The sequence below is a fragment of the Pelistega sp. MC2 genome (genome assembly GCF_900099475.1).
GTDB lineage: Bacteria > Pseudomonadota > Gammaproteobacteria > Burkholderiales > Burkholderiaceae_B > Taylorella > Taylorella indica.
Map to the genome: position 1 here is coordinate 563,223 of NZ_LT628274.1, position 11,744 is coordinate 574,966.

At 37.2% G+C, this 11,744-nt stretch carries 11 protein-coding genes and 2 tRNA genes; 7 read left to right on the forward strand and 6 right to left on the reverse strand.

The window, feature by feature from the left end:
• Window positions 1–12: 12 nt before the first annotated feature.
• The 4 genes from kdpC to kdpF are packed head-to-tail and all read right to left on the reverse strand — an operon-like array spanning window position 13 to window position 4,624.
• Complete coding sequence (gene kdpC, locus BQ4443_RS04405) at window positions 13–654, reverse strand: potassium-transporting ATPase subunit KdpC (protein ID WP_256330887.1); 642 nt, start codon at window positions 652–654, stop codon at window positions 13–15.
• 19 nt (window positions 655–673) lie between these two features.
• A complete protein-coding gene (kdpB, locus tag BQ4443_RS04410; RefSeq protein ID WP_371128777.1) occupies window positions 674–2,812 on the reverse strand; it encodes a potassium-transporting ATPase subunit KdpB in 2,139 nt (712 codons plus the stop codon).
• 22 nt (window positions 2,813–2,834) lie between these two features.
• Window positions 2,835–4,544, reverse strand: a complete 1,710-nt coding sequence (kdpA, locus tag BQ4443_RS04415; RefSeq protein WP_023950597.1) for a potassium-transporting ATPase subunit KdpA — start codon at window positions 4,542–4,544, stop codon at window positions 2,835–2,837.
• Window positions 4,544–4,624 (reverse strand): K(+)-transporting ATPase subunit F, encoded by an 81-nt coding sequence (gene kdpF, locus BQ4443_RS12755; protein ID WP_071058186.1) that lies wholly within the window; start codon window positions 4,622–4,624, stop codon window positions 4,544–4,546. Before kdpF ends, kdpA begins: the two co-directional genes overlap by 1 nt.
• A 313-nt stretch (window positions 4,625–4,937) precedes the next feature.
• On the opposite strand from kdpF, the gene BQ4443_RS04425 reads away from it, so the two are divergent.
• From BQ4443_RS04425 to BQ4443_RS04455, 7 genes are all read left to right on the forward strand, one after another.
• A tRNA-Arg gene (locus BQ4443_RS04425) sits at window positions 4,938–5,014 on the forward strand.
• A gap of 312 nt (window positions 5,015–5,326) precedes the next feature.
• Entirely contained in the window at window positions 5,327–6,313 is a 987-nt protein-coding gene (locus BQ4443_RS04430) for an ABC transporter substrate-binding protein (protein ID WP_071058187.1), read from the forward strand.
• Complete coding sequence (locus BQ4443_RS04435) at window positions 6,310–7,338, forward strand: FecCD family ABC transporter permease (protein ID WP_218118021.1); 1,029 nt, start codon at window positions 6,310–6,312, stop codon at window positions 7,336–7,338. Before BQ4443_RS04430 ends, BQ4443_RS04435 begins: the two co-directional genes overlap by 4 nt.
• Window positions 7,335–8,381, forward strand: coding sequence for a FecCD family ABC transporter permease (locus tag BQ4443_RS04440; protein ID WP_023950593.1), 1,047 nt, complete (start codon window positions 7,335–7,337; stop codon window positions 8,379–8,381). The genes BQ4443_RS04435 and BQ4443_RS04440 overlap by 4 nt, the downstream gene beginning before the upstream one ends.
• Before the next feature lie 7 nt (window positions 8,382–8,388).
• Window positions 8,389–9,186: an ABC transporter ATP-binding protein gene (locus BQ4443_RS04445; protein WP_023950591.1), complete on the forward strand. Its 798-nt coding sequence runs from the start codon at window positions 8,389–8,391 to the stop codon at window positions 9,184–9,186.
• 30 nt (window positions 9,187–9,216) lie between these two features.
• Complete coding sequence (locus BQ4443_RS04450; RefSeq protein ID WP_023950590.1) at window positions 9,217–10,026, forward strand: class I SAM-dependent methyltransferase; 810 nt, start codon at window positions 9,217–9,219, stop codon at window positions 10,024–10,026.
• A gap of 216 nt (window positions 10,027–10,242) precedes the next feature.
• A tRNA-His gene (locus BQ4443_RS04455) sits at window positions 10,243–10,318 on the forward strand.
• A 54-nt stretch (window positions 10,319–10,372) separates the two neighbouring features.
• Here BQ4443_RS04455 and BQ4443_RS04460 read toward each other — a convergent pair.
• Window positions 10,373–10,693, reverse strand: a complete 321-nt coding sequence (locus tag BQ4443_RS04460) for a hypothetical protein (protein ID WP_071058188.1) — start codon at window positions 10,691–10,693, stop codon at window positions 10,373–10,375.
• Between the two features lie 68 nt (window positions 10,694–10,761).
• Window positions 10,762–11,670 (reverse strand): LysR family transcriptional regulator, encoded by a 909-nt coding sequence (locus BQ4443_RS04465; RefSeq protein WP_070476703.1) that lies wholly within the window; start codon window positions 11,668–11,670, stop codon window positions 10,762–10,764.
• Window positions 11,671–11,744 lie beyond the last annotated feature (74 nt).

Sequence of the window (11,744 nt, forward strand, 5' to 3'; positions counted from 1 at the left end):
TCCACATTTAGCTTACTTAATCATTGCATCTAACTCTAGGTTAACTCCGAGAACATTTACCGTAGGGTCACCTAACAATCCTATTATAGGAAAAGTAGTATGGTTTTGTATAATTTGTTGCACAATGGTTTGACTCACTCCACGCTCCCTAGCAATACGACCTACTTGCCAAGCAGCTGCCTCAGGAGATATATGTGGATCAAGTCCACTTGCTGAAGCTGTCACAAGATCTAAGGGGATAGGATTATTATTATTTGGGTGACTACTTTTCAAGGCATCCACATTCTCTTGAACATTTTTGACAAGTTCAGGATTCAATGGTCCAAAATTACTACCACCAGACGATTTTGCATCATATCCACTAGCCGAAGGGCGCCCCCAAAGATACTTAGGGGAATCGAACTTTTGTCCTATCAATTCAGATCCTATTATTTTTCCATTCGAATCATAGTACAAACTAGCATTCGCTTTTTCTGGTAACAATACTTGTGAAACAACTGTCATTCCCAAAGGGTAAATAAGACCTAAAATAAGACTCAATAAAAAAAACAAATAAAAAGTAGGCTTCAAAAATGAAACTTTAGTCATTACACTCTCTTTGTTAGTTACCGTAATGGCACTATTTGTACTATTAAGAATCGTTGTATTATTCATGATATAACATTCTCCAATCCTAAACTAAATGAAAAACATTTAGAAAAATATCTATAGCTTTAATACAAACAAAAGGAAGTATTACCCCCCCAAAACCATAAATTAAAAAATTAATTCTTAGTAAAGTAGCTGCTTTAGTGGCACGATACCTTACCCCTTTTAAGGCAAGAGGAATTAGACCCACTATAATCAATGCATTAAAAATAATAGCCGATAAAATAGCAGATGAAGGGCTACCTAAATCCATAATATCTAGCACTTTTAATTCTGGATATGTACTAGCAAAAGCTGCAGGAATAATAGCAAAATATTTTGCAATATCATTGGCTAGACTAAACGTCGTTAAAGCACCGCGAGTCATTAACATTTGTTTTCCAATCTGCACTATTTCAATAAGTTTAGTTGGATTTGAGTCTAAATCAACCATATTAGCTGCCTCTTTAGCTGCTTGAGTACCACTATTCATCGCTACGGCAACATCAGCTTGAGCTAAAGCGGGAGCATCATTAGTGCCATCTCCTGTCATTGCTACTAATTTGCCCTGCTCCTGATAACTACGAATGCGCGTCAATTTTTGCTCAGGAGTAGCCTCTGCCATAAAGTCATCTACTCCTGCTTCTGCAGCAATAGCAGCTGCTGTTAACACATTATCACCAGTGATCATTACCGTACTAATACCCATATTGTGCAATTCAGCAAAACGCTCTCTAATACCTGCTTTCACTGTATCCTTTAATTCAACTACACCCAATATTTTTTTTCTATCGGCAATTACCAACGGTGTACTACCTTGACGCGCAATACTTTCAACATGAAAAGTAATAATTTCAGGGACAATCCCCCCCAAATTTGTAACCCACCGAGAGATTGAATCAAACGCCCCCTTACGGATCTTACGCTCGTCTATATCTATACCACTCATTCTAGTCTGAGCACTAAACTCTATTACAGTAAAATCTTTTGACTCAGTCACTTCATTAGTGAATTTAAATTTTTGCTGAGCCAATTTAACAATACTTCGTCCCTCTGGCGTTTCATCCATGAATGATCCTATTAATGCTGCCTCAGCTAGTTCTTTATCGCTAACATCTGGAGCAGCTATAAATTGCGATGCCTGACGATTTCCGTATGTTATTGTCCCTGTCTTATCTAATAGCAATACATCTACATCCCCCGCTGCTTCAACAGCACGACCAGAAGTAGCCACTACATTAGCTTGCATCATACGGTTCATACCCGCAACACCAATGGCTGAAAGCAAGCCTCCAATTGTGGTAGGTATTAGACAAACTAGTAAAGCCACTAGTATAACTACTGTCACAGGCACACCTGTTCCCGAAGAAAGTACAGCAAACTTAGAGAACGGTAGCAAAGTCACACACACCATCAAAAAAATAAACGTCAATGCAACTAATAAAATAGTTAATGCAATCTCATTAGGCGTTTTCCTACGTTTAGCACCATCAACTAAAGCAATCATTCGATCTAAAAAGCCCTGCCCTTTATCTTGGGTAATCTTTATTATCAAATAATCAGATAAAACTCTTGTACCTCCTGTTACGGCACTGAAGTCTCCCCCACTCTCCCGGATAACAGGAGCAGACTCTCCTGTTATCGCAGACTCATCTACAGAGGCTAGTCCTTCTATTACCTCTCCATCAGCAGGAATCATTTCTCCTGCTTCTACAATGACAATATCACCCTTTTTTAAATCGCTCGCAAGTATCTCTGTGAACGTCTCTTTGTGGACTACACTCTCCAACTTTCGTGCTTTGATATCTTGGCGTGTTTGCCTTAAGCTATCTGCCTGCGCTTTACTTCGCCCCTCAGCTAAGGCCTCTGCAAAATTAGCAAATAAAATGGTAAACCATAGCCATAAACTAATGGATAAGTTGAAATAAGAGTCTGAATTATGACCTACAGCCCACATTTGAATAGTAAGTAATGTCGTCAATATGCTACCCACATACACAACGAACATGATTGGATTGCGCCACTGTTTTTTAGGATGCAACTTAATAAATGCCTGTTTTATTGCCTCTTTGATTAACTTTGCATTAAGCATGTTTTGTTTTGTTGCATTACCATGTGTATTGAAAGTAGTAGACTCACTATCATTCTTAGTTTTAGTTAATGATTTTATTTCTGGTTTCATCATACAAAATCCTTTAAATAATTCTTTAACGGTTTATCCAGATTTGTTCAATAATTGGACCTAAGGATAAAGCTGGAATAAAAGTCAATGCCCCCATCAATAGAACAGTACCGATTAACAAAATCACAAACAGCGGAGTATTTGTAGGTAAGGTACCAAGATTGACGGTTAAGCGTTTTTTTCTTCCCAGAGAACCTGCCAATGCTAGAACAGGCAAAATAACCCCAAAACGCCCTGCTAACATTGCAAAAGCTAACATTAAATTATAGAAAGGAGTATTAGCGCCTAAGCCGGCAAAAGCCGATCCGTTATTATTAGCCGCTGAACTAAACGCATAAAGTACTTCACTAAAACCATGTGCTGATGAATTAAAAATCCCATCTTGTCCCACTTGTAAAATAACACTAAGTGCTGTACCACTTAAAATAACTAAAGGTGACACTAGGAGTCCTATAACAACCATTTTCATGTCAAATGGCTCAATTTTTTTGCCTAAATATTCTGGCGTACGCCCTATCATTAAACCTGAAACAAAGACAGCTAGAATGGCAAATAACAACATGCCATACAATCCTGATCCCACTCCACCAAATATGACTTCACCTAATTGCATTTGAAGCATCGGTACTAACCCACCTAATGGAGTAAATGAATCATGCATAGCATTAACCGCTCCACATGAAGCAGCTGTAGTCACCGTAGCAAATAAACTTGAAGATACTATCCCAAAACGAGTTTCTTTCCCCTCCATATTTCCACTAACTGATGGATCAACCAATCCATGAACTTGATGAGCAAGCCATGTATTACCTGTTGACTCACTACTTAGTGTCAATAAGTACATTCCTATAAACAACACCGTCATAGCGGCTAAAATCACTATTCCATGACGTAGATCTCCACTCATCTTGCCCAAGCAAAAAGTTAATGCCGTTGGTATCAAGAAAATAGATAACATTTCAATTAAGTTTGATAATCCCGTTGGGTTTTCAAATGGATGCGCAGAGTTGGCATTAAAAAAGCCCCCCCCGTTTGTGCCTAACATTTTTATTGCCTCTTGTGAAGCAACAGGTCCTAAAGGAATAGATTGATGATCACCCTGTACACTTAGAAAATCTAAGCTTGGTGATAATGTTTGTATAACTCCCTGACTTACTAATAACAAAGCAACTATGATAGAAATAGGAAGCAAAATATAAATATTACTGCGCCATAAATCTACCCATGCATTACCAATGCCTTGTGAACCCTTACTAATTAACCCTCTAATTAAAGCAAATGCTACAGCGATACCGGTTGCTGCTGACAAAAAATTCTGCAAAGATAAACCTAACAACTGTGTCAAATAACTCATTGAGGATTCGCCACTGTAGCCTTGCCAATTAGTATTGGTCACAAAACTTACAGCCGTATTTATTGCTGAATGCCAGGTCGGTGCCTTAAAACTTTCAGGATTTAACGGTAAGAAGCCTTGTAACATTTGTAAAGCAAATAGTGTTATTAAACCTACTCCATTAAAAAGAACAATTGCATATGCATATTGTTTCCAATTCATTTCACTAAAGGTATTCCCAGAAGAATCCTTATATAGCATTCCCAAGCGACTGAACCACTTCTGTTCGGATGTAGATAAAGGTGCTTGCATTTTCCTTACAATAAAACCTGACAATGGATAAGCCAGGGCAAAAAGTATTAATAAAAATACAATAAGCGATAATATTGAAGAGGTACTCATTAAAAATCCTCCGTATATATCAATACATAAATCAAATAGATGAACAAGCCAAATGCCATCAATCCTGCCAATAATTGCATTTCATGCTCCTAAAAACAATAAAATTGGACGAAACTTATTATTTCAAAATAAATATAAAAATGGCATCAAGATTAAAATCAAAGATATAAAGAAAATGTAAAAATTAATACCATCACAAATGCTACTGGCAAGAGTTTGCAGATAAAGAGAGCCTATTAATGAGTTATTATTCTTCTCTAAATAGTAGACTGAGAATAAATTGCTTTTCCCTAAACTTAGCTTAAATAAACGTCTTCATTTTTTATAAAAGAATATTAATTAAGTTTGTTTTTAGAAATTATTTTAAAAATACAGTATAATTACCGACTTAGCGTCTCCATAGCTCAACTGGATAGAGCAACCGCCTTCTAAGCGGTAGGTTGTGAGTTCGATTCTCGCTGGAGGCGCCATCTTCTTATTACAAAATATTATTGTATACCCCCTGACACAAACTCATTTTGCCACTATGTGGGTATCCGTCATTTTGTCTAGACCTCTTTTCTTTCTAAAATTAACTTCCAATATACAAATAAAATAATTTCCCTTTCCACTAAAGTAACCTCATAATAAACAATTAACTTAGCTTCCTATAAAAGAATATTAGCTGCTTATTAAATTAAATAGCCATCTTAATAATATCTTGAAATAATAATTATTATCATTTTTAATTATTATTAAAAATGATAATCATTTGCTTTATTATTTATAAAAGGCTTATTAATATGAAATTTCTTCACTCCAAAAGGTTTTTGTTAATTTTTGCTTTAGCCAATATATTTGTCTCTACATCAGTTGCGTCGCAAAATAATAACACGCTATCAATTACAGATGATCGCAATGTTACTGTTGAAGTCCCTGCTAAACCACAACGTATTGCAGCAATTTCGTATTTAGCTGTTGATGTTGGTTTAGCATTAGGTATCAAACCTGTTGCTACTACCTATATGATTCCGGGTCGTGATCCTGACTTTTTAGGAGGATTAACTAAAAATATAAAAAAAATAGGTCAACGTGCCAGACCAAATTTAGAACTTCTCTCCGAAACAAAACCAGATACTATTATTGCGATAAAACGTTATACCGCTGCAAATGCAGAACAATTACAGAAGATTGCTCCTTATGTTGCATACAATATGGAACTCCTAAACGGTAGCTACAAAGAAGTAGCTGAAGTTGCCAAGATTATGGGTTATCCAGAACGTGGTAAACAACTTAATGAAGAATTTAAACAGCATTTAGCTAACTACCTAACAAAAGTCTCCAAAGATAAACATCCTAGCTTTGTTATTATGTGGGCTGGGTCATACTCGGCTTTTCACGATGAACAAACAGCAGCATCTATTATGACAGCTCTTGGTGGTAAGAATATTATGGGGTCTATGCCAGTTAACGGCCGCTTCACCTCAAATATCAGTTTAGAGACTTTATTAGAAAAGAATCCAGACATTATCATAGTATTAGAATGGCTAGTAGATGACAAGGGTAATACTGTTCGAACACATGAGGATAATCCTATTTGGAAACAACTATCAGCCGTAAAAAATGGGCGTGTAATTTATGCCGGGGATGAATGGTCTGAAGCTAATGGTCCAATTGCGCGTGAAATATTGCTAAAAGAGTCTGCCCATTATCTTTATCCAGAGATATTCCCTAAAATTGATGTAAAAGCAGAAGCCCTAAAAATGATTCCTGTAGAACTTCATAAATGACTTTTGTTCCAATCAATATGCGTACATCACGATCAATGGTGATAGGAATAGCTTCTATCTGTACGGCCGTTGCTGTCATATTTATTGGGTTAATGATTGGAGCACGGCCACTCACATGGGATACTATGATTAACGCTCTTTTCTCTCCTGATAATAAAATTGATTCTATTTTTGTTTGGACGCTACGTTTGCCTCGGAGCATTTGTGCTTTTATGGGAGGAGCCAGTCTAGCAGTCTCTGGTTATTTATTACAAACATTGACTCGCAACCCATTAGCAGGACCAGGATTGACTGGCGTAACATCTGGAGCCGTTGCAGCTATTGTATCCTGCTATATCTTTTTTCCAAAAATATCATCTGGCTCTTACTCTTTCATTGGTCTTCTAGGAGGACTTACTGCCGCATTGATGGTCTTTTGGATTACTCGTGGTAATTTAAAGCGTCCTTTACATTTAGCATTAGCAGGCATTAGTATCTCATTATTTTTCAATGCGATAACTACCTATTTACTCATCTCAATTGGTCCACAAGCTTCTTCATTATTATTTTGGTTAACGGGAGGTTTTCAAGGGCGAACTTGGTTACAACTAGCCTACATGTTACCTTGGATGACTATTGGCATTGGTGGGGCATTGTTGACTCGACGTATTTTTAGCTTAATGGTATTGAGTGATGAGGCAGCTAGCAGTATGGGACTACGTTTCAATCTCTGGAAGTCTATTTTTCTAGTTTTAGCCGTTATTTTAGTTGCAGGTGTTGTCCCAGTTGCAGGTCCAGTTGCTTTTGTTGGACTAGCAACACCACATATTGTCCGCTTATTGCAACCTGATGATCCCTGTTGGAGTGTGATATTAGCAGCTAGTTTGGGCGGTTTAATAGCAACAATAGCAGATATTATTGCACGCTCTATTGCTGCCCCCCAAGAATTACCTATCAGTATCATCATGGCATTAATTGGTGGGCCAGTATTTATTTATTTGATACAAAAGCCAAACTTTTCTTTGAATAAAGGATCAAAGAAATGAAGTCTATGCTAAGCACTAAAGAACATATCATACCTCAATATACATCTTGGAAACTGATTGTTGGTTGGGCCGTTTTAGCACTTATTTCAATTTTTTTGGCGATATTTTTGGGTGTTGTAGATATCCCCATAAGCGATATATTAGCGACTTTTACAGGTCAAGGCTCTAGCACTGCTCAGTCAATTATTATGGATATTCGATTACCACGAATTATTACAGGTATGCTAGCAGGTGTGCATTTGTCCGTAGCAGGTTTTATTTTACAAACTATCACTAGAAATCTATTAGCTGACCCATCAATTATGGGAATATCACAAGGAGCTACGCTAGCCATTACTATTTTTCTATTATTTACTGTTTACACTGGTAATGTAAGTGAATCTCAACCGGTAATGCCTATTGCTTGGCTACCAGGAATAGGGATGATTGGTGGTCTAATAGCCGGTGTAATTATTTATTTTTTTGCTTTGCAACGCGAATTGGGACCTCTACGAATTACTCTTTGTGGTATTGCGATAGGAGCAATTCTTCATGCTATAGCGCTAGGATTGATGGTTGGCTGGGGATCTCATCGGATTGAGGTTGTACTCGAATGGCTATCGGGATCACTTTATGCTCGTAGTTGGCAACATGTTTTATTTTTATTACCTTTTACAGTATTTGGGTTACTTAGTTTACCTCTATTGTCTCGCCCACTAAATCTACTACACTTTGAAACAACTGTAGCACAATCTTTTGGTTTATCCTATAAACGGCATTTTTCATTTGCATTAATACTCGCTTGTAGTCTTGCTGCTAGTGCCGTAGGTGTAGTAGGACCAATCATTTTTGTAGGTCTAATTGCGCCTCATTTAGCACGTTTTATTGCTGGTCGTCATTTATCTTTAGTTTTGCCACTAAGTATTGTATCGGGAATTATTATTGTCACCTTTAGTGATTTAATCGGACGTATGGTCGGGCAGGATTTTGAAATTCCTATCGGGGTTGTCACAGCACTGTGCGGTGTACCTTTATTAATTACATTATTACGCCGTACGATTTGAGGATACCATGTTACTTTCTTGCAAACAATTATCAGTCTCCTATGGTTTACACAAGGCACTTAATCAATTTGATTTTGAGCTAAATCCCGGAGAAATACATGTGCTTATCGGTCCAAACGGTTCTGGTAAAAGTACTGCTTTACAAGCTATGGCAGGATTGCTTTTACCTACTGAAGGAAGTGTGATACTAAATGAAAAAACGATAAAAAGCATGTCGCGTCGGGAAATAGCTCGCCACCTTGCCTTTTTACCTCAGCAACCGATAGCACCAGATGAAATGACCGTACAGCAATTGGTTAGACAAGGGCGTTTTGCTCATGTAGGGCTATTTCGACGCTACAGCCTCAAAGATGAAGAGACCATTGCATGGGCATTAGAAAGTACTAGTCTAGCTAACTTTGCAAATAAAAATCTGTGTGAATTATCAGGCGGTGAACGCCAGAGAGTATGGATTTCTGCTGCACTGGCACAAGAAGCTAAAATACTGTTGTTAGATGAGCCTACTTCATTTTTGGATATTGGCTATCAGATCGAAGTTCTTGATCTTGCTTATCGATTAAGCCGAGAAAAAGGCGTAGGAATTATCATTACAATTCATGATCTTAACCATGCTATGGCTATTTGTGACCGAATATCATTACTTCATCATGGAAATCTAGTATTTACAGGATCACCTCAAAAACTATCAGAATCAGGTCTCTTAGAGAAAGTTTTTAATGTCAGAGGACAATTTGTACAAATTGCGCAAAATGCTCCACCCCATTTTGATGTTAAACTAGCGCGATGGAATCAGCGCAATAGTTAAATTTATTTTTATACAGTTAAAGGAAAATTTATGCCATCTAATAATGAAATTCTTCAGCTACTTGCTCGCTGGGATCGTCAACAAGAAGGTTATATTAAACAAAGAGAAGAACGTTTTAATATAATGTTTGATATATTAGGCACTACTTTGGGAAATAATTTTACCGTCATTGATGCCGCTTGCGGACCTGGTTCACTTAGTTGTCGATTATTAGAGCGATTTCCTGAGGCTAAAGTCATTGCTATTGATGCTGATGTGATGTTACTTGAAATGGCAAAAGTATCATTAGCTCCCTATGCAGATAGAGCTATTCTTATAGAAGCTGACTTATCTAATGAAATCTGGCGTGACAAAGTAATAGAAGCAGCAAATACATTAAAGGTTGGCAAACCATCTGCGCTTGTTTCTACCACTGCCTTGCATTGGCTCTCCCCTGGTGCTCTAGCCGAATTCTATGGAGTGGTTGGCGAACTACTCATGCCCGGAGGTATTTTTATGAATGGCGATCATATGCGTTTTGATAGTCGTTGGCCAACGCTAAATTCATTGTCACTATCCATACGAAAACAAATTGAACAAGAAGCCGTAACAAACGGTGAAGATGATTGGGATACTTGGTGGATGAGAGCTAGCCAAATTACGCAATTAGCATCCCTTAAAGAGCGTCGTGACGCATTTTATACATCCAAAAAAACCAAACGCCAAACCAGTGGAGAAGATTGCTCCGTAGATTTTCATATAGCCGCCTTACGACATGCTGGATTTAATGAAGTAGGCACAATTTGGCAATACTTGGATAATTATGTTATTTTTGGTCGTTTACCAAAAATTAATGCATAACGTAATTACAGCAAATACTATTCACATGTAACAGCAATCTTCATTTTTCTAAGTACAACAGTCAAAATTATGCTGAGATTTTGACTGTTTACAAAATAATAGTTGAGATACTAATCAAATTGATTTTTATTATACTTAACGAATATTTTTGTAAAAAAACAACAAAAAACTTGATTAAAGAAGTAGTCATCGATATAATTTTATTTCTTTACTGTGGTGACCGTAGCTCAGTTGGTAGAGTCCCGGATTGTGATTCCGGTTGTCGTGGGTTCGAGCCCCATCGGTCACCCCAATAGTACCATACCCTCATTTTTTCCTCCCCCTCTTCCTCTATCCTCTCTTAAACTTAATCAAATTTTCCTTCTACATAGTCTATATAAGAAGAGTCTACTTGCTCTGATTCATTTGATAAATCGACTTGATTACCTTGAGAATATGGTTGTCTACTCTCTGCATTAGCTACTATTGTTTGGGGCTGTTCGTGAGTAAGCTGTGTTTGTTGTGATTCTATTGGTGAACCCTCTATCATCTGTCCTTTTTTGGCACTATACAAAGCTCTCAGTAAACTATACATATAGACGACAAAAATGGCTAATATAGCGGCAATTAAAATATTGTCCAGTAATAGCCATAAAATAACAGTCAATATAATCGCTATTACCCACATAATCTATACCCTTAATTTAATACCTTGAACAATACCTAAAGCTCTTCAATAACACGGAAAAATAATAACTATTTTACGCTAGCATAAGCCAAAAACTGATTAAACGCTTCAGAGGCTTTACTTAATTTTTTATTTTTTAACCAAAAAACACCACCCTCTAAATCAGGTACGCCATTTGCAATTTTAATAGCATTGATTTTTTTACCATCTAACGACCAAGAACGATATACCATATCCGATAAAATAGTGACACCTAACCCTTGTCCTACAAACCCCCGTACCGATTCGAGAGAACTAGTTTTTAAGACATAGTTAGGTGTTAAATTTGCTTCCTTCCAAAATTTTTCCGTAAACTCCAATGCATTATCTACAGTAATCATGATGTAAGGATAAGGTGCGATATCCTCTAACGTGACTTGTTCTTTTTCACCAAGAGGATGCGTAGCAGATAACCAGAGTCTTCTCGTTGATCGAATTAGCAGTTCTGTTTCATAATGGTGACGCTCTTGTATGTTGGAAATAGAACCAATGGCTATCTCAATCTCTCCACTGCGTAATCCTCGCTCCATTTCATCTAATGTCATATCGTATAAATCTATTGTGACTAATGGATTCGCTTTTTTAAAGCGTGCAATCAATTCGGGCAAAAAATAGCCAAGCATCGTATAAGATGCTCCAACTTTGATACAACCACTCACGCCATGAATTGTTTTCAACTCAGGGAGCGTCATCGCTTCTTTGACAGAGTCCAAGATAAAGACAGCATGTCGATAAAAAGCTTGTCCAGCTTCCGTCAGACTCACTCCATGCTGTAATCTATCAAAAAGCAACACTCCTAATTCCTCCTCAAGATTTAGTACAGCACTCGTAATAGCTGACTGAGAAACATGTTCATGCAAAGCAGCTATGGAGAATCGCCCTACTCGTGCAGCACTGACAAAATACCGCATTTGTTTTAACGTCACATTTTTAGACATTTGTTTTTTTAATACCTGATAGAAATATAATTAATTTTACGATAACACAAAAAGAGGCTAAACTAAACCAAAAA